This is a genomic window from Tessaracoccus antarcticus (assembly GCF_003688855.1).
GTDB classification, from domain to species: Bacteria; Actinomycetota; Actinomycetes; order Propionibacteriales; family Propionibacteriaceae; genus Arachnia; species Arachnia antarctica.
The window spans coordinates 690,029-706,489 of the sequence record NZ_REFW01000001.1 but is presented as its reverse complement, the minus strand read 5'-3'; the positions used below and the strand labels follow the sequence as shown (position 1 = coordinate 706,489).

Annotated in this window: 13 protein-coding genes; 6 read left to right on the top strand and 7 right to left on the bottom strand. The window is 67.9% G+C overall.

Features of this window, described 5'->3' with window-relative positions:
* Window positions 1–29: 29 nt before the first annotated feature.
* Together EAX62_RS02975 and EAX62_RS02970 are read left to right on the top strand one after the other, a co-directional pair.
* The gene (locus EAX62_RS02975) at window positions 30–818 is read left to right on the top strand and encodes a hypothetical protein (protein WP_147453987.1); all 789 of its coding nucleotides are present in this window, start codon (window positions 30–32) and stop codon (window positions 816–818) included.
* A 272-nt stretch (window positions 819–1,090) separates the two neighbouring features.
* Entirely contained in the window at window positions 1,091–3,409 is a 2,319-nt protein-coding gene (locus tag EAX62_RS02970) for a RecQ family ATP-dependent DNA helicase (RefSeq protein WP_121900156.1), read from the top strand.
* Window positions 3,410–3,433: 24 nt separating this feature from the next.
* Here EAX62_RS02970 and EAX62_RS02965 read toward each other — a convergent pair whose 3' ends face one another.
* Window positions 3,434–4,510, bottom strand: coding sequence for a DUF998 domain-containing protein (locus EAX62_RS02965; RefSeq protein WP_121900155.1), 1,077 nt, complete (start codon window positions 4,508–4,510; stop codon window positions 3,434–3,436).
* 239 nt (window positions 4,511–4,749) lie between these two features.
* Between EAX62_RS02965 and EAX62_RS02960 the strand changes: the two genes are divergently transcribed.
* From EAX62_RS02960 to EAX62_RS02950, 3 genes are all read left to right on the top strand, one after another.
* Window positions 4,750–5,586 carry a hypothetical protein gene (locus EAX62_RS02960; protein ID WP_121900154.1) on the top strand — a complete coding sequence of 279 codons (837 nt, stop codon included), beginning with the start codon at window positions 4,750–4,752 and terminating at the stop codon, window positions 5,584–5,586.
* Between the two features lie 144 nt (window positions 5,587–5,730).
* Entirely contained in the window at window positions 5,731–6,780 is a 1,050-nt protein-coding gene (locus EAX62_RS02955; RefSeq protein ID WP_233557785.1) for an NAD(P)-dependent alcohol dehydrogenase, read from the top strand.
* A gap of 63 nt (window positions 6,781–6,843) precedes the next feature.
* Window positions 6,844–8,094, top strand: coding sequence for an MFS transporter (locus EAX62_RS02950; protein WP_233557784.1), 1,251 nt, complete (start codon window positions 6,844–6,846; stop codon window positions 8,092–8,094).
* A 27-nt stretch (window positions 8,095–8,121) separates the two neighbouring features.
* On the opposite strand, the gene EAX62_RS02945 is transcribed toward EAX62_RS02950, so the two are convergent.
* Genes EAX62_RS02945 through EAX62_RS02925 form a run of 5 tightly spaced genes read right to left on the bottom strand, consistent with a single transcriptional unit; the run spans window position 8,122 to window position 13,876 of the window.
* On the bottom strand, window positions 8,122–9,114 hold the full coding sequence (locus EAX62_RS02945; RefSeq protein ID WP_121900151.1) for a ribose-phosphate diphosphokinase: 993 nt from the start codon (window positions 9,112–9,114) through the stop codon (window positions 8,122–8,124).
* 58 nt (window positions 9,115–9,172) lie between these two features.
* Window positions 9,173–9,907 carry an ABC transporter ATP-binding protein gene (locus tag EAX62_RS02940; protein ID WP_121900150.1) on the bottom strand — a complete coding sequence of 245 codons (735 nt, stop codon included), beginning with the start codon at window positions 9,905–9,907 and terminating at the stop codon, window positions 9,173–9,175.
* Window positions 9,897–10,802 carry an ABC transporter ATP-binding protein gene (locus EAX62_RS02935; RefSeq protein ID WP_121900149.1) on the bottom strand — a complete coding sequence of 302 codons (906 nt, stop codon included), beginning with the start codon at window positions 10,800–10,802 and terminating at the stop codon, window positions 9,897–9,899. The genes EAX62_RS02940 and EAX62_RS02935 overlap by 11 nt, the downstream gene beginning before the upstream one ends.
* Window positions 10,799–12,697, bottom strand: a complete 1,899-nt coding sequence (locus tag EAX62_RS02930) for an ABC transporter permease (protein ID WP_121900148.1) — start codon at window positions 12,695–12,697, stop codon at window positions 10,799–10,801. The genes EAX62_RS02935 and EAX62_RS02930 overlap by 4 nt, the downstream gene beginning before the upstream one ends.
* A gap of 30 nt (window positions 12,698–12,727) precedes the next feature.
* The gene (locus EAX62_RS02925) at window positions 12,728–13,876 is read right to left on the bottom strand and encodes an ABC transporter substrate-binding protein (RefSeq protein ID WP_121900147.1); all 1,149 of its coding nucleotides are present in this window, start codon (window positions 13,874–13,876) and stop codon (window positions 12,728–12,730) included.
* Between the two features lie 199 nt (window positions 13,877–14,075).
* Between EAX62_RS02925 and EAX62_RS02920 the strand changes: the two genes are divergently transcribed.
* Window positions 14,076–15,992 carry an FAD/NAD(P)-binding protein gene (locus tag EAX62_RS02920; RefSeq protein ID WP_147453985.1) on the top strand — a complete coding sequence of 639 codons (1,917 nt, stop codon included), beginning with the start codon at window positions 14,076–14,078 and terminating at the stop codon, window positions 15,990–15,992.
* Here the strand turns inward: EAX62_RS02920 and EAX62_RS02915 are convergent.
* Window positions 15,982–16,428, bottom strand: coding sequence for a hypothetical protein (locus EAX62_RS02915; protein WP_121900145.1), 447 nt, complete (start codon window positions 16,426–16,428; stop codon window positions 15,982–15,984). The two genes, EAX62_RS02920 and EAX62_RS02915, sit on opposite strands and share 11 nt — an antisense overlap.
* Window positions 16,429–16,461: the final 33 nt, after the last annotated feature.

The window sequence follows — 16,461 nt, the reverse complement described above, 5'->3', positions numbered from 1 at the left end:
GGGCGTGTACGCGGCTTACGCTGGGGCACATGTCCGACAAGGGATTTGAGCGGCCGGGCGCTGCCGCCCGCCCTGTCCCTGAACACTGGCCCTACCACTCCCCCACCCCTGAAGAGCTGCCACCGCCGATGCTGCGTGAGGTCATCTCCCAGTCGCCGAAGAAACCCCAGCGACCACCGAGGGGAAGGGGCCACGTGGTGGTGTCCGTCACGCTCGGCGTCGTGGCAGGAATGATGCTGGGCGGAGTGTGGGTCTCCGGAGTCGTCAGGGAGCCCGACGTGCCACCCCCGATTCCGATCCTCCAGGACACGTTCCCCCGGGAGTTGATGGGCGCGCAACGCACGGACATGCAGCTGCGCGAGGCCGGCTTCGGCCCCACCGTCGAACGTCTGGACCGAGAATTTGCGGAGCAGCTGGCCGCGTACCGCTTTGCCTACGGCGGCGACGGCGCAACGCTGCAGTACGGACGCCTGCTCAGCCTCACCATCGTCAACGGCATTCTCCCTCCGCCCCTCCCACGCGACGGCGCTGTGGATTTCAACGGCCGGGCCCGACTGTCCAGCAGGCTGGTCTCACTGCGCAGCGGCAACGTCTCCTGCACTTTTGAACCCGAACCGGTGGTCGTACCGGAGACGGGCCTTGAGTCACTGGGTGACCTCAGCAGCGACGGCCGGACGGACTGTGTCCTCGTGCACGCCGAGAGGAACCTCAGCCTGCGGATCGCCAACCCCGCCGTGGCCAGGGGGGCCGACGCGTCCGACACCGCCATCTCGTTCCGCGACGAGCTCCAGCGCATCCTCGATGGCCTCATCGGCTGACGGCACCCTCCGCAACGGACCCGGAAATTCACCACGTACCCGGAACCCGACACATCACGCACCCACGAGAGCCTCGCTGACTGAACATTCCACCGCTGATCGAGTGCTCTGGCCACGGCGGAGGTGGCAACCCCGTCCGCCCCATCCTCATCGACTCCTCAGCACCACTTCGCACAGCTACCCGTCTGCATCGCTGTCGCTCTCGACGCCACGGGGGCGTCGCCAGTGGCCCGCGCGGCCGTCGTGTCATCGGTCCATGACAGGGTGGGGACATGACTGACTCTCGCCCGTTCTGGGCGGACGAACCGCCGCCGGATCCCTGGGACCTCCCACCGGACCCGTTCCACGAGCCCGCACCCTCCGGACCCGACGCCTCGTCCACGCCGCAGGCCGGCGGCGAGCAGCGGCGTGCCCCCGTCAGGGAGGCGAGCCGCACCACCACGGCGCACCGCGGCAGCGACGGCCTCCGCGACGAGGCGCTCGCGATCCTCCGGGACCTGACAGGTCGACCCGACGCAGACTTCCACCAGGGCCAGTTCGAGGCCATTGAAGCGCTCGTCGCCGACCACAAACGTGCGCTCGTGGTGCAGCGCACGGGCTGGGGCAAGTCGGCCGTGTACTTCATCGCCGCCCTGCTGCAGCGACGCGCAGGCGCAGGTCCCGCACTGATCGTCTCCCCACTCCTGGCCCTGATGCGCGACCAGGTGGCCGCCGCCGAACGCGCCGGAGTCCGGGCGGCAGCCATCAACTCGGCGAACGCCACGGAGTGGCGAGAGATTGAACAGCTGCTGGCGGAGGACGCCGTGGACGTGCTGTTCGTCTCCCCCGAACGCCTCGTCAACCCGCGGTTCCGGGAGGAGCAACTCCCCCACCTCGTCTCGGCCATGGGCCTGCTCGTCATCGACGAGGCCCACTGCATCAGCGATTGGGGCCACGATTTCCGGCCCGACTACCGCCGCATCCGCACCCTCATCGGCGAACTGCCCGACGAGGTCCCCATCCTCGCCACCACCGCCACGGCCAACGAGCGGGTGGTCGAGGACGTCGCCGAGCAGATGGGAACCGGCGGCCACGACGTGTTCACGCTGCGCGGCCCCCTGGCCCGCACGTCGCTGCGGCTCGGCGTGCTGGACCTGGGCACCACATGGCGGCGGCTGGCGTGGCTGTCCGAGCACCTCGACGCCCTTCCGGGCAGCGGCATCATCTACTGCCTCACCGTCTCCGCTGCCGAGGACACGGCCGCGCTCCTGTCCAAGGCCGGCCATACCGTCCGCCCCTACACGGGCCGCACGGACCCAGCGGAGAGAATCGAGGCAGAGGAAGCACTGAAGGCGAACGAGGTCAAGGCACTGGTTGCCACCTCGGCGCTGGGCATGGGTTTCGACAAGCCCGACCTCGGATTCGTCGTCCACCTCGGCGCCCCCAGCTCACCGGTGGCCTACTACCAGCAGGTGGGTCGCGCAGGCCGCGCCACCGACAACGCTGACGTGCTGCTGCTTCCCGGCCCTGAGGACCGTGACATCTGGCATTTCTTCGCCACCAACGCCATGCCCACACAGGCCCGCGCGGATGCCGTCCTCGGCGCACTCGCGGAGGCCCACGGCCCCCTGTCGACGCCCGCGCTGGAGTCCCGCGTGGACCTCAAGCGCGGTCAGCTGGAACTGCTCCTGAAGGTGCTGGCGGTGGAGGGCGCCGTGCAATACGTGCAGGGTGGCTGGACCGGGACGGGTCAGCCATGGACGTACGACAAGCCCCGATACGACCGGATTGCTGCGGCGCGCGTCGCGGAGCAGGAAGCCATGCTCGCCTACGAGAGGGGCGACTCGTGCCGCATGGCGTTCCTCACCTCCGAGCTTGACGACCCGCACTCCGCACCCTGCGGCCGGTGCGACGTCTGCACGGATGCGTGGTACCCCACCCACGTCACGGTGGAGACTGGCGAGTCCGCCCAGAAGCAACTGGACCGTGTGGGTGTTCCCCTGGCGCCGCGCGCGTTGTGGCCAAGCGGGCTGGACCGCCTGGGCGTCACCGTCGACGGCAAACCCGTCAAGGGCAAGCTGCCCGCCGCCGACCAGGTGCTGGAGGGCCGCGTCGTCGCCCGACTCACAGACCTCGGGTGGGGTGGCGCGCTGCGTGAGCTGTTCACCACGGACGAGGCTGGCCGGCCCGTCGACTCCGACGTCCCTCCGGCACTGGCAGCCGCCTGCCTCCGGGTCCTCAAGGGGTGGGACTGGGAACAGCGCCCGGGCGCGGTCGCGTGGATACCCAGCCTCACCCGGCCGCGCCTGGTGGAGACACTGGCCACCGGGATCGCCACTGCCGGAAAGTTGACAGTCCTCGGCCCCCTCGCCCTCACACCCAACGCTGAGGAGTTGACCCGCTCCACCAACAGCGCCTACCGCGTCCGCGACGTCTGGGGCCGCTTCCGCATCCCCGATGCCATGGCCGCCGAAGTCACAGCGCTGCAGGCTCCGGTGCTGCTCATCGACGACCTCGTGGACTCCCGATGGACCATGACCGTCGCCGGTCGCCTGCTGCGGCGATCGGGCGCCTCCGCGGTGCTGCCATTCGCCCTTGCCTCACAGGGGTGATCGCCCCCCAGGGGTGAGGCCCCCTCACAGGGTGATGGCCTCGCGTGGGTCCGCAGGGAGCGCCGGAAGGTCGTCGACGGCAGCGGCGACGGTGCGGATGAACAAAATGAGCCAGATGAAGACGGTGCCGACTGCCGCGATCTCGAAAGCCGTGATGTTCAAGTACTTGACGCCGACGTTCAGCCATCCCCCGAGCGCCATCATCGCCGCCACAACGATGGTGACGCCCACGAAACCACCGGAGAGCCGGCGGAACAGGAACGGAACGGCCAGCAGCATCACCGCGAAAGCACCGACGGCCACGTAGGTGACCATGTTGTGCCAGAAAAGGCTGCGGTTGACAGGGATGACTCCCACCATTCCCAGCATGATGCCCAGCACGATGAACCCCACCCGGACGAAAACCACCTTCCAGTTGGGTTCCCCCGTGTGGGCGGCCCAGCGGCTGAGGTCGTGGGTGAGGAAGTCGGCAAGGGTGGTCAGGACGATCCCCGTCAGGATGAGGGTGAAGTTGAACGTGATGCCGGAGGCATCCGAGGCCGCGCCGAGCGCGGAGAAATGCGCCTGCCACCACTGAGGATCCGATGATGTGAGGGCACTCGTGAAGGCCCCCACCACAAGAAAGGCGGCCACCAGCACCGACAGCGACTGCGTCGTCAGGGAAGCGGCTGAGCTCGCCGCCACGTAGGCGCCGACGGCGCATGCACCGGCCACGAGGAAGCTCCCCGCCCAACGATCCATGTCAAGTTGTTGGAAGGCGTCGGCGAAGACGGCGAACACCGCAGCGGTGGCGAGCATGCTGATGATGGCATGTACCAGCGTGAGCCCGATGAGGTCCACCACCCGGCGGAACAACGACAACCGGTGCTGCCACGCGTTGCCCCGGGACCCCAGGTGGCGGGCCATGGCCAGGAACGCGACGCCGGAGACGGCGCCGCCCAGAAGCGCTGCCGCTTCACCGACCGAGCCCTTCCCGAACAGCGGGGCGGGGGGGTCCAGCACCAGCAGCGCCACCACACCGCCGACGACGAACCCGAGGCCGCCCAGCAGCAGGCTCAGGTCTTCCAGGTTGCGCCCGTGTCGGGTCTGCGTCGCATGCATGACTCAAGTGTCGGGCACATCACGGCCACGCAGGGGGTTGGCCACGGCCCCACTCCAACCGGCCGACCGGGCCGGCGTCGCGCACGAGGACATCGTCACCGGGGCACCCGGGGCGGGGTCTGACTCGTCGGTTCGAGCAGTCGTCGTGCCCGGGAACCACCGCACAACCCCGCCCGTTTGACTTTACTGAGAATCCTGAGAGACATTGGAGCCTCCCCCCGCGAACGAGGAGTCTGCAGTTGCGCGCTCTGCTGGTCACAATCACCACCGCTGTCATGGTGATGTCGGCATCCCTCTGGATCCCCCAGGCCGCAGCGCTTCCCGTCGCCCCCGAACCCGTCGCCCCCGTCACCGGCATCCCGACACCCTGCCCCGTCACGCATGCATGGCCGGGCGATGACGCCCCCCTGGCCACCATCACGGCGGCACTGACAAAGAACTTCGGCTTCAAGCTCATCGGATCCCAGTGGACCGAGGCGAGCCGTGCGTCCATCAAGATTTTGTGGCAGACACTGGACGCCGTCGACTGCACGGGATACGTCACCGCCCTGCAGGCGAAGGTGAACGGCAACGTCGGCATCAACGCCGCCACCATCTCCGGCTTCGCCTGGGGCGACTGGAGCCTCACCAAGCCCAACTACGTCACCATGGACTTCTCCAAGTTCCAGCGGGCCCTGGACAGCGGCGACGAGGGCCGCCTCGTCCGCCTCGTGACACACGAGATGGCTCACGTCCTGAACTCGGACCGCTTCGAGGATCCGGCCTACTGGAAGACCTTCACACAGCTGTACGCCGAGCAGGGCCGCTTCTCCGAGTACGCCTCCAGCAGTGTCACCGAAACCTTCGCCGACGTCGTCGGCTACTACGTGGGGCGTTGCGCACTGGAGAATCCCTACGACACCGGTGAGCACGACGCCTACTACGAGTTCGCCAGGACGTATGTCTTCGGTGGCAAGGAATTCGGCCCCGCCCCCGGCGAGAAGCCCAACTGCACCGTGCCCGCCCCCGGTGCCGAGACGCCGTTGCCCGGCAAGCCCACACCGCAGAGCTGGGTCGAGGCCGTCAGCGGGGAGTGAGTGGTGAGCCCCCGGCTCTCCCCCTGGACTCGTCCACTCCGGTGATCGTCCGTGGGCCATCATGTGGTGGCGCTGGCGTCCACGCCACGAATGGCTGTTGCGGCGGCACTACGATGGAGCCAACTCACCACCCAGGAGGTTCCCTTGCCCGAGGTCACTGCTTACGCCATCGACTCCCCCACCGGGAGCTTTCACAAGACGACGGTGACGCGCCGCGACCCCGGCCCCACCGAGATCGCCTTCGACATCGCCTTCGCCGGCATCTGCCACTCCGATATCCACACCGCCCGCGAGGAATGGGGCAAGTCCCGGTTCCCACTGGTCCCCGGCCATGAGATCGCCGGCGTGGTCACCAGCGTCGGCGCCGAGGTCACCAAGTTCCAGGTGGGCGACCGCGTGGGCGTGGGCTGTTTCGTCGACTCGTGCGGCGAGTGCGACGAATGCCGTGAGGGCTACCAGCAGTTCTGCACCGGCAGCGGCATGATCGGCACCTACAACTCCATCGGCCGCGACGGTGAACCCACCATCGGCGGGTACTCCACGGCGTTCGTGGTGGAGCAGGACTACGCCCTGCACATCCCCGAATCGATTCCCCTGGAGAACGCCGCCCCCCTGCTGTGCGCCGGCATCACCACGTACAGCCCGCTGAAGCACTGGGGTGCCGGCCCGGGCAAGCGTGTCGGCGTCGTCGGCATGGGCGGCCTCGGCCACATGGCCGTCCAGATCGCCGCCGCCATGGGCGCCGAGACCATCGTCCTCAGCCGCACATTGTCCAAGAAGGACGACGGCATGAAGATGGGCGCCTCCGGCTACTACGCCACGCAGGACGACTCCACCTTCAAGGAGTTGCGCGGCACCTTCGACATCATCGTCTGCACCATTTCCGACGGTCTGGACCTCAACCAGTTGCTGCAGTTGCTGGCCGCACAGGGCGTCCTCGTCAACGTGGGACTGCCGTCCACCCCGAATGAGCTCCACGTGGGCGGCCTCATCGGCGGCAACAAGGTGCTGGCGGGTTCCAACATCGGCGGGATCCCCGAGACCCAGGAGATGCTCGACTTCTGCGCCGAGCACGATCTGGGTTCCTGGGTGGAGGTCATCGGCGGCGAGGACATCAACCAGGCCTACGACGACGTCGTCGCCTCGAAGGCGCGGTACCGCTACGTGATCGACACCTCCACCTTCGACGCCTGATCCAGCTTGGACACCGCCGCGGTGCGCCCCTCCTCCAGGGCCTGGGTGGTCTGGGGGGTGGGCATGGCCGCCTACATCTCCGCTGTCATGCAGCGCACGTCGCTGGGTGTCGTCGGCACCCAGGCCGCAGAGCACTTCGGGACGACGGTGGGCATCGTCTCCACCTTCGTGGTGGTGCAGATTGCCACCTACGCGCTCATGCAGATCCCCGTCGGTGTGTTGTTGGACAGATTCGGCTCGCGCGCAGTACTGGTCGCCGGCTCCATCGTCATGACGCTGGGCCAGACCACGATGGCACTGACCGACGACCTCGGCGTCGCCATTGCGGCCCGGATCGTGCTCGGCGCCGGTGATGCCTGCATCTTCACGGGGATCCTCCGGTTGCTCCCCTTCTGGTTCCGGCCGCAGAGGGTACCCATCCTCAGCCAGTTGACCGGCATGCTCGGACAAGTGGGGCAGGTGGCGGCGGTGGGGGTGCTCCTCCCGCTGGTGGACGTACTGGGTTGGCGGCCGACGTTCCTGTTCTCGGCGAGCGTGTGCCTCGTGTTGGCGTTTTGCTGTCTGCTCGCCGTCCGCGACGTCCCTGACGGTGTGAAGCGTGTGGTGACGGGGGGCAGCTTTGTCGAGATACCACGCCAGGTCTCACAGGTCCTGAAACACCCGGCCACGCAGCTGGGGTTCTGGATCCACCTCACCTCCGGTTTCTCCGTCAACTCCTTCGTGCTGATGTGGGGCATCCCGTATCTGACCATCGGCGAGGGCCGCACCGCCGCCGAGGCGGGAATTCTGTTCAGTCTCACCGCGATCTTCGCGGCGTTCATCGGTCCCCTCATGGGCTGGCTCACGGCGCGACACCCGCTGCGTCGCAGCAACATGGCGCTCTCCGTGATCTTCGCCAACATGATCAGCTGGGCGGCCGTACTTCTCTGGCCCGGTCCGGCGCCACTGTGGCTTCTCGTGGTGCTGGTCGTGGCGATATCGGCCGGTGGCCCCGGGACTGGCATCGGCTTTGACTACGCCCGCACCCAGCTCCCCGCCAATCGCCTCGGGGCCGGCAACGGCATGGTGATCTCCGGATCCTTCGCCGGCGGAACCTTCATGATCCTGGCCATCGGCCTCTTCCTGGATGCGGTGAGCAACGGAGGCTCCTACACCCCGGAACACCTCGGCTGGGCGATGGCGCTGCAGTTCCCTCTCTTCTTCGTAGGGCTCGTGGGCATTTTCGTCTCCAGGAGACGGCTCCGCCTGCACATGGAGACCGAGGGCGTCGTGGTTCCGACGTGGCGTGAAGTGGTGCGACGCTACCGGCGCTGAACCACGCAGGGTTCAGACGAGCAGGCTTCAGAACAGGCCGGCCTGCGGAGGGGCGTAGGACGGGTCGACGTCGCGGAACAGCCGGGAGACGGACTTGCCGTCGTGGATGCGCTGGATGGCCTCGGCGAACAGGCTGGCGACACTGATGACCTTCAGGCAGTCGAAACCCTTCGGGGCGGGCACGGTGTCGGTGGACACCACCTCGTGAATGTCGGGGTTGCCCATCAACTTTTCCACTGCCCTGCCCGTGAACAGCCCATGGGCGCAGGCGACGGAGGCGCCGGTGGCGCCGAACTCCATGAGCTTCCTGACGATCTCCATGATGGAGCCGCCCGTGGCGATCTCATCGTCGAGCACGATGGCCTTCTTACCCCTGACGTCCCCCACGATCGACTCGATGACCACCTTGTCATCGGCCAGTCGCTGCTTGTTGCCGGCCGCCACGGGCAGCCCGAGCAGCCGCGCGAGCAGCGTCGACTGCTTGGCGTTGCCCAGGTCCGGTGACACCACCACGTGGTCGGTGAGGTCCTGGCCGCGGTAGTGGTCGGCAATGACACCCAGCGACGTCAGATGGTCAAGGGGAACGGAGAAGAAGCCGTGCACCTGCGGTGCGTGCAGGTTCATGGTGATGATCCGGTCAACACCAGCCGACTCCAGCATGTCGGCCACCAGACGCCCGCCGATGGAAATGCGGGAGGAGTCCTTCTTGTCCGAACGCGCGTAGGCGTAGTGCGGGATGACGGCCGTGATGTTGGCCGCCGAGGCCCCCCGTGCCGCATTGATCATCAGGAGCAGCTCCATGAGGTGCTCCTGGGTGGGCGGCACCAGCGGCTGCACGATGTAGACGTCGCGCTGACGGCAGTTGGCGAGCAACTGCGTCTGCAGGCAGTCGTTGCTGAAACGCGAAATGGCGACGCCGCTACGCGCCAGGTTCAGGTGGGCACAGATGTCGTCTGCGAGCGCGGGGTGAGCCGAACCCGAGAACACGACGATGCCGCCAGCGGCTGATCCCTTGTCCATGATGGCCTCACCCTATCCGTTGGCGCCCTCAGCGCGGACGCCGTTCCGGCCACGTCACTCAGGCGGCCTTCTGCCCCAGGTAGGCCTCCCGGATGCGCGGATCCCGGATCAGCTCGTTGGCACCGCCGGAGAGTGTCACGACCCCGTTGACGAGCACGTAGGCGCGGTGCGCGATGGACAGCGCCAGTTCCGCGTTCTGTTCCACCATGAACACGGAGATGCCAAGCTCCCTGTTGATGCGCTGGATGGTGTCCAGGACCTGGTCGACGATCTTGGGCGCCAATCCCATGGTGGGCTCGTCCATGCAGATCAGCTTCGGCCTGGACATCAGTGCCCGGGCGAAGGCGAGCATCTGCTGCTCCCCTCCGGACATGGTCCCGGCGACCTGGGTGCGCCGTTCAGCCAGCCTCGGGAACAGGTCGAACTGGGCTGCGACGTCGCGTCGGATGGCTGCCCGTCCGTCCCGCCGGGTGTGGGCACCCACGAGAAGGTTGTCCTCGATGGTCATCTCCGGGAACACCCTGCGCGCCTCCGGCACGGAGGCGATCCCTCGGGACACGACGTCCGCCGTCGACTCGGAGGCCGTGGAAGCGCCGTCGAAGATGATCTCCCCGGACGTCAGCGGCACCAGCTGCAGCAACGTCTTCATGGTGGTGGACTTCCCGCAGGCGTTGCCCCCCAGCAGGGACACGATCTCACCGGGCGCGATCGTGTACGACACGTCCTGCAGCGCGTGGAAGTGCCCGTAGTGCACGTTGAGGTTGCGTGCATCCAGCAGCAGGTCAGATGGCATAGTCCACTCCCAGAGGGTCGCCCTCGGTCAGTTGTTCGATGTCGACACCCTCCCGCAGCCGGGTGGCGCGCCGGGTGCCGAGGTAGGCCTCGATCACACGGGGATCGCGCTGGACCTCGGCGGGTGTCCCCTCGGCGATGATGCGACCGGAGTCCATCACCACCACCCGATCCGAGACGGTCATCACGAGGTCCAGCTTGTGCTCGACGAGCAGCATCGTCTGCCGCTGCGACTTCAGCACCAGCAGTTGCTCCATGACCTCAGCGGTCTCGGACGTGTTCATGCCGGCCGTGGGTTCGTCGAGCAGCAGCAGGCGGGGCGACGACGACAGCGCGCGGGCGATCTCGGTGCGACGGCGGTTGGCGTACGACAACGTGGCGGCGTTGTGGAGGCGGCGCGGCACCAGACGGTCACCGAAGCGTTCCAGCTGCGCCGTGACCCGCTCATCCATCTGCGCCGCCTCCTCGCGCCGCGCACGTGAGGGGAGCAGTGCCAACCCCACTTCCGCCACCAGCGAGACCCATCGCAGCACGGGGAACCGGCGCAGCCCGCTCAGGGGGTGGACGGCGCGCACCAGGGAGGCCTGCCCCACGAGCAGGTTGTCCTGCACCGTGGCGTTGCCGAAGACGCGACCGTTCTGGAAGGTACGCCGTGCCCCCGCAATTGCCACGGCATCAGGGCTGGCGCCGGTGATGTCGGCGCCATCGAGGATGACCCGCCCGGCATGGGGGGCGAGTTCGCCGGAGATCAGGTTGATGGTGGTGGACTTGCCGGAGCCGTTGGGTCCGATGACGCCCACCACCTCGCCCTCCTCGATGGTGAAGGTGGAGTCGTCGACGGCGGTCAACGAGCCGAACCGCTTCGTCAGGCCCACCACTTCGAGGACGGTGCTCATGCCAGTGCTCCTTCGTGCTCGTGGGTGGAGACGGCCTCCGCCGTGGACCGACGGGTGAACCGTTGCTTGAGCCGGGACCACGTGCCCGTGTCGGTCCACAGCCCCTGGGGGCGGAAGTGGATCAGGAGCAGCAGCACGACACCGTAGACCAGCAACCGGCCCGAGGAGGAGAAGCGGAACAGCTCCAGTCCGCCGACCATCACGATGGAGCCGAGGATGGCGCCGAAGGGGCTGAGCATGCCACCCAGCACCGCGATGATGACGATCTGGAAACTCATGAGCGGGTTGAAGATGGTGGCGTTGATGTAGCCGTACTGGCCCGCCCAGAACCCGCCCGCTATCCCGGCGATGAAGCCCGACAGACCGAACGCCAGCGACTTGTACTGCGGGGTCGGGACGCCCGCGGAACGTGCTGCCGTCTCGTCCTCGCGGATGGCCCGCCAGTACAGCCCCAGGTGGGAGTTGGACCAGCGACGCACGAGCCAGCACACGGTGAGCAGGAGCACGAAACCGAGGGCGTACAACATGGTGTTGCTGTCGAGTTGGACGCCGAACACCGAGGGCAGGGGAATCAGCGAGATGCCTGCCCCACCGCCCGTGACCGGGTCCCAGACCTGCGCCACGGCCGCGATGAGCGCGCCTGTGGCCAGGGTGGCGATGGCCGGGTAGTGACCGCTGAGCCGCCAACTGGGCGTGGCCAGCACGGTCATCACCACGGCGCCGAAGATGCCGGCGAGCAGCAGGGCCACCAGGAACGGGACCCCTGCCGATTTCGTCATGATGGCCAGCGCGTACGCCCCCAGCGCGACGGCGCCAGCCTGCCCCAGCGACAATTGGCCGGCCTGCCCACCGAGGATGGTCATGGACAGTGCCGCGAGCGCGAACGTGATGATCTGCACGCCGACGCCCACCACGTAGCCGGAGAACAGACCCGGGATGATGGGCAGGGCGCCTGCCACCACCAGGGCGGCCACGGCCCAGGGCGGGATGGTGATTTTTCGTGCGGCCGAGAAGAAGGTGCCGGTCAGGGGTTCACGTTTGACGCTCCTGGAGCCGAGCAGTCCGTGCGGTCGGAGCCAGAGGCAGCCGAGCAGCACGCCGAAGGTGATGACCTGGCGGGCCGAGTCGCCGAATGTGGCGACGCCCAGCGCCTCCACGACGCCGAGCAGCAGACCGCCGATGACGGCTCCCAGCAGCGAACCAAGGCCCCCCAGGGTGGCAGCGGCCAGCCCGGCCAGCCCCACCGTGAACCCCTGCGTCGGGGAAATGGTGGTGAAGTAGGCCGCCACCAGCACCCCGGCCAGGCCGCCCAGGGCGGAGGCGATCATGAATGCACCGGACTGGACCCGGTTGATGGGCACGCCCATCTGGGCGGCCGCCTCCCGGTCCTGCGACGTGGCGCGGATGGCCCTCCCGAAGCGGGTCCACCGCAGGAAGGAGGCCAGGCCGGCCATGAGGACGACGCTGGTGCACAGGATGACCATGTCGATGGCGTTGATCCGCAACCCCAGCAGCTGGAAGGATGCCGTGGGCAGCCCTGAGGCCATGGGGCGGATCTCGGGACCGAAGATCAGTTCAGCGGTGGCGTCGAGGATGATCATGATGGCGATGGTGGCCAGCACCGACGCAATCGGGGCCTTCCCCGCGAACGGTTTCACCGCCACCCTGTTGATGACCCAGCCCAGCAGCGCGGTCACCACCATGGCCGCCACCGCGGCCAGCCACAGGGGCAAACCCAGGGAGGTGGTGACGAACCACCCCACCATGGCCCCGACGGCGAACAGGGAACCCTGCGCAAAGTTGATGATGCCCGTCACCCCGATGACCAGGGAAAGGCCGAGGGCCACGAGCGCGTAGGCGTTGCCGTTGATGAGGCCGGCGAGGACTGTATCCATGGGAAAGGTCTCCTTGGTTGAACTGCCGGGTCAGCTGCGAGTGGGGTCCTGGGCCACGAACGTGCCGTCCTTGACCACCAACCAGGTGAAGGTGGGGTTCTCGATGCGACGCTCGTCGTTGTACTGGGCGGGGCCGTAGATGATGGTCGGGACCTCGGTGCCATCACGCAGGGCGTTGCGGATGCCCTCGCGGCTGCCGTCGGAGTTCTCGCTGGCCCAGGCAAGTTCCTTCAAGCCGTCGTAGGCGTAGGCGCTGAAGACGTTGGGCTGGCGGTCGTACTTGGCCTGGAACCCGTCCACGAACTTCCTGACATCCGCGTTGTCGGAGCCCGGGTAGAACGAGGTCTCGACGTAGACGCCCTCTGCGGCGTCGCCAGCCAGTTCCAGGAACTCGCTGGAGTAGTTGGACCCCACGGCTGAGAGTGCAACATCGGTGAGGCCCACGTCGGTGGCCTGCTGCACGAGAAGCGCCGTGGTCTTGTAGTACGTCAGGAACTGGATGACGTCGGCGCCGGACTCCTTGGCGCGCAGAAGCAGCGGCTTGAAGTCGGTGGATGTTTCCTCCACGGAGCTGGAGTAGACGATGTCCAGCCCGTTGGTCTTCGACTGGTCCGAGAAGACGTCGAAGGCAGCCTTGCCCCAGTCGGTGTTGAGGTAGAACACAGCAGCCTTGTCGCCCAGCTTCTTCGCGCCATCGGCCATCACCCTGCCCTCCGTGTCCTGGGTGATGCTGGGGCTGAAGATGAAGTCGCCCGTGGTGGTGAAGTCGGGATGGCTGTTGGTGATGCCGAGCTGCAGAAGGCCCGCGCGCTGGTAGACGGGGCTGGCGACCATGGAGGTGGCCGAGGAGAAGTCGCCCATGACGGCGCTGATCTTGTCGTCGGAGACGAACTTCTGCGCGATGTTGGTGGCCTGGGCAGCCTGCCCCTGACTGTCCTGGAAGTCGATGGCGTAGGTGATGTCGCCTTCGGCGTTGAGTTCGTCGAGGGCGAGGTCGAAGCCGGCCTGCCAGTCCTTGCCGTACTGGGCCTGGTCGCCGGTGAGGGGGCCGGAGACACCGAACGTCACCGTGTCACCGTCGCCGCCGTCGGCCCCTGCGTCCTGCGAGCACGCCGTCATGGCCGTCAGCGTGAGGATCGAGGCGGCAACTGCCGCGGCCTTGCGAATGACTGGTCGCATGTCGGAACTCCTGGGTGTTGCGTCAGCGGCGGAGGATTCCGCCCACTCGCCTCCCTCAAGCCATCCGATGCCGAAGTTATTCCCGTCTCATCCACGGGAATGATCTGGCGGTGTTGTGGGTTGACCAGACGTGCACCACACCGCCACGAAGAACTCCGACGTCGCCCGAGAGGCAGCATTGTCCCTAGTCATCATTGGAATGGGACCCCGCGGGGCCTCCCTCATGGAGCGGATCGCCGCACGCCCCGGCTCCGTGGCGGATGTCCACATGGTGGACGACCACGCACCCGGTGCAGGGCGAATCTGGCGCACCGACCAGGACCGTGACATGTGCATGAACACCCTTGCCGGAGCGGTGACGCTGTTCACCGACGCCTCCTTCTCGGGTGTCGGCCCGGTGGTGGAAGGACCTTCCTTCCACGAATGGTGCCAACTCGTGGCCGAGTTCGCTGATGGCGAACGGGCGGATGTCGCTGCGGCTCGCCGTTCCTACTTCGAGGCCGGAGCCGACGTCAGTGCAGTCCTGGCTGACCGGGGTTTCCGCGCCGAGGTGCGCCGCACCGGCCCCGGCTCGCACCCCAGCCGCGCGTTGTACGGCTTCTACTGCGACTGGGTGCTCCGCACATCCCTGCGACGACTCGGACCGGCCGTGCACGTCACGAGGCACACGACACGCGCCACCGCCATCCGCGCCGCGGGCCCCCGTCGGACACTCGTGGAGTTGGCCGACGGCACCACGCTGGCCGCCGACGCCGTGGCCCTGGCACCCGGCTGGTTGCCCAGCGAGCCGGGACCTGCGGACCGGGCGTTGGCGGCAGCCACGACTGGCCGTGACGTCTCGTGGGTGTTGCCGGAGAGTCCCATCCATCAGGACCTGACGGGTATCCGTGCCGGGGAGGACGTCATCGTCCGCGGACTGGGAATGGGGTTCTTCGATTCGCTGTCCATGCTGACCATTGGGCGCGGGGGCCGCTTCGATGAGGCACCCGGCAACAGGTTGCGCTACATCGCCAGCGGGGAGGAGCCCGTGGTGCACGTCGGCTCGCGGCGCGGACTGCCGTTCTTGGCCAAGTCCGTCTACCAGGGCCTGCCGCCCGCCGCGACGCTGCGCCGCGTCAGGGCGGCCGAGGCCCGGGGCCTGTCGACGCCGCTGCGCTTCGCCGACGAGGTGTGGCCGCACCTGGTGCGCGACGCGAACGAGGCGTTCTACACGACTCTGGCGCGCCGCCTTCCCCTGGACCTGGCCGCCATTGGCGCCGCCATTGACGCAGATGACCTCGCGACGCTGCCGGAGCGGGTCCGTCCTCTCCTGCCCGAGGGTGTCAACCCGTTCGATCTCCAGGCCCTCCTGACGCACCGGATCGCACCGTGCAGCACGCAGGAGTACCAGCGCATCATCCGGGATGCCGTCGGCGTTGACCTGGACGAGGCCGACGCAGGCCTCGCATCACCCCTCAAGGCTGCCCTGTGGGAGGTCAATGGCGCCCGGCGCTGGTCCATCGAACGTGCCGCGTTCGACGGCAGCGACACCGAGGGCTACGACGGCGACCTCGCCGAGTTCCTGGGCTTCGGCGGCATGATCGGGAGTGGCCCACCCGCCTTCCGTGCCCGCCAACTGCTGGCGCTCATCGACGCGGGGCTCGTGCGGTTCATCGGCCCGGGCGTGCAGGTCGGGCTCGACGGCCGCGTCTTCACGGCGCACTCCCCCATCGTCGCGGGTTCGGGCGTCACTGCCCGGGTGCTGCTGGACGCCTGGGTCCGCCTGCACGACGCGCGGCACACCACTGACCCACTTCTGCAGCAACTCATGGCCGACAAACTGGCCGAGCCCTTCGGCCGCAGGAATGCGGCGGGTGGCCGCACCCCCGGACCCGGCTTGCGCATCGACGAGGTGAGCAGCGAACTGATCGGCCCGGGCGGCCGTCACGGAATCCACCTGCTGGGTGTGCCCTCCGACGTCGCACGTGGCGACACGATCATCGCCCCCATGCCCGGGACCGACCCCACCATGCTGCGCGAGCTCGATGCCTGCGTCGAGGCCATGCTGCCGGGAGGCGGCAGGGCCACGGGGCAAGCGATCGGGCGTCACGCTGCACAGCGCGCCCTCACCGCCTGAGCTGCCCCTGGCCGACTGCCTCGTCCACAGCTGCGGCGAGCTGCTTCGACCCTGCGCCCCTGGTGAGCGCCCGCACCGCGTCGAGGGCCAGCAGGATCGCCGGGTCGTCGAACTCGCCGAACCACCTCGGACGCTTCGGCCACGGCCATGGCCAGGGCCATCCGACCGGGCAGATCTCGCCGTCCCAGTCAGTGAACGCGCTCAGCGCCGCCATCTTCTGTTCCGCGCCGAGCTCCACGCGCTGAGCCCCATCGGTCATCACTGCCCCGGCTGCGACTCCAGCCAGGTGTCGGCCACGCTCCTTGCCCATGAGCGGCGCGAGGGTGGTGACCACGGTGTGCGCCACGATGGCGTCGATCTCGTCGACGAATCGCGCGCGGATGAGCAACTGCCAGGGGACCTTGTCGGCCCCGGGAAAACCATCCTGCGTCCACATGTCGTGCTCCTTGGTCCGGGGCGGCCCATCCGC

What these genes read in the sequence shown, in the direction of transcription:
- EAX62_RS02975 (WP_147453987.1), top strand. Translation starts at nt 30, where the DNA reads ATGTCCGACAAGGGATTTGAGCGGCCGGGCGCTGCCGCCCGCCCTGTC.
- EAX62_RS02970 (WP_121900156.1), top strand. Translation starts at nt 1,091, where the DNA reads ATGACTGACTCTCGCCCGTTCTGGGCGGACGAACCGCCGCCGGATCCC.
- EAX62_RS02965 (WP_121900155.1), bottom strand. Translation starts at nt 4,510, where the DNA reads ATGCATGCGACGCAGACCCGACACGGGCGCAACCTGGAAGACCTGAGC.
- EAX62_RS02950 (WP_233557784.1), top strand. Translation starts at nt 6,844, where the DNA reads ATGGCCGCCTACATCTCCGCTGTCATGCAGCGCACGTCGCTGGGTGTC.
- EAX62_RS02945 (WP_121900151.1), bottom strand. Translation starts at nt 9,114, where the DNA reads ATGGACAAGGGATCAGCCGCTGGCGGCATCGTCGTGTTCTCGGGTTCG.
- EAX62_RS02940 (WP_121900150.1), bottom strand. Translation starts at nt 9,907, where the DNA reads ATGCCATCTGACCTGCTGCTGGATGCACGCAACCTCAACGTGCACTAC.
- EAX62_RS02935 (WP_121900149.1), bottom strand. Translation starts at nt 10,802, where the DNA reads ATGAGCACCGTCCTCGAAGTGGTGGGCCTGACGAAGCGGTTCGGCTCG.
- EAX62_RS02930 (WP_121900148.1), bottom strand. Translation starts at nt 12,697, where the DNA reads ATGGATACAGTCCTCGCCGGCCTCATCAACGGCAACGCCTACGCGCTC.
- EAX62_RS02925 (WP_121900147.1), bottom strand. Translation starts at nt 13,876, where the DNA reads ATGCGACCAGTCATTCGCAAGGCCGCGGCAGTTGCCGCCTCGATCCTC.
- EAX62_RS02920 (WP_147453985.1), top strand. Translation starts at nt 14,076, where the DNA reads ATGGGACCCCGCGGGGCCTCCCTCATGGAGCGGATCGCCGCACGCCCC.
- EAX62_RS02915 (WP_121900145.1), bottom strand. Translation starts at nt 16,428, where the DNA reads ATGTGGACGCAGGATGGTTTTCCCGGGGCCGACAAGGTCCCCTGGCAG.